Source organism: Bacillus sp. BML-BC051 (genome assembly GCF_019656175.1).
In the GTDB taxonomy this organism is placed as follows: domain Bacteria; phylum Bacillota; class Bacilli; order Bacillales; family Bacillaceae_G; genus Bacillus_A; species Bacillus_A mobilis.
The window spans coordinates 1-1404 of sequence record NZ_BPLI01000099.1 but is presented as its reverse complement, the minus strand read 5'-3'; the positions used below and the strand labels follow the sequence as shown (position 1 = coordinate 1404).

Annotated in this window: 2 protein-coding genes; both read left to right on the top strand. The window is 34.3% G+C overall.

The window, feature by feature from the left end; genetic code table 11:
- A partial coding sequence (locus K5S59_RS28165) for an aromatic acid exporter family protein (RefSeq protein WP_220784109.1) occupies positions 1 to 772 on the top strand: 772 nt, incomplete at its 5' end.
- Positions 773 to 788: 16 nt separating this feature from the next.
- A complete protein-coding gene (locus tag K5S59_RS28160) occupies positions 789 to 1349 on the top strand; it encodes a L,D-transpeptidase (RefSeq protein ID WP_001146550.1) in 561 nt (186 codons plus the stop codon).
- Positions 1350 to 1404: the final 55 nt, after the last annotated feature.

Sequence of the window (1404 nt, the reverse complement as noted above, 5' to 3'; positions counted from 1 at the left end):
TTTTTGTATTTTTGAAACAGTTGGATATACACCACTAGCAATTAGTATATTATTACTTACATTTATTCCGACTGCAGTTATGCTTAAAATTCAAGAAGGTATTGTCACGAGTTCAGTTATTGTGATGCATCTATATTCATTGAAACAAATTACATGGCTTATTGTTGGAAATGAAATTGCGATATTAACGATAGGAATTAGCGTGGCTTTATTAGTGAATATGTATATGCCAAGTAGTGAAAATAAGCTAAAAGAGTATCAGTATACAATAGAAAGTAATTTTAAAACAATTTTGTTTGAAATGGTCGTTTATTTACGAAACAGAGAAAGTAATTGGAGCGGGGCAGAACTTATTGAAACTGAAAATATGCTAAATGAAGCAAGGGATTTATCGTTTAAGAAACTTGAGAATGCATTTATGCGAGAAGATGGCTATTACTATCGCTACTTTAATATGCGTATGCAGCAATTCGAAATTTTAGAGCGAATGATACCACTAGCAGCTTCTTTATCATGGACATATGAACAAGCTGACATGATTGCGGATGTGGTTGAAAACATTGGGAATGCTATTAGCCCTGAGAGTACTGGGGTTATTTCCTTAAGACAGCTGCAAGAAATGAGAGAATTATTTAGAGACATGCCATTGCCAGTTACACGTGAAGAATTTGAGATACGTGCGAAGCTTGTTCAACTTGTGTATGAAATGGAACAATATTTACTCATTAAAAGCCGTTTTAAGGGAAAGGATAATATAAAAGAACTTATATAGAAGGTAGGAATTATTTATGCCGTATCTTCTCTCTTTCATATTATGTCTTTCTTTATCACCTATTTGGCCTCTTGGTGATAATCCACGTGCCGGAGACCCTTTCATTATTGTAAATAAAGCGACGAATAAACTAGCTTATATTGACGATGGAAAGATTCAAAAGGTTTTTCCAGTAGCGACAGGGAAAACAAATGAATTAACTCCAGAAGGAACTTTTGATGTTGTAATGAAAGCGAAGGATCCGTATTATATTGCGAAGAATATTCCAGGCGGATCACCGAAAAATCCACTTGGGTCAAGGTGGATTGGATTTAATGCAAGAGGAACTGATGGAAGTAAATATGGAATACATGGAACAAACCAACCTAGTTCAATTGGAAAGTATATTTCACAAGGATGTATAAGAATGAAGAAAAACGATGTGGAGTATTTATTTGATCGCATTCCAATCGGAACGAAAGTATGGATTGTGAAGTCGAAACAATCATTTCAGCAATTGGCAAAACAAAAAGGAGCCATTGCATATGAAAAAGCCAACGAAAAGGTTGGCTTTTTCTATTGTAATAAGTTGTCTTGACATGTGTACATAACCATGAGTTAATGAGAGTATAGAAAGATAAAGTGAAACTTTA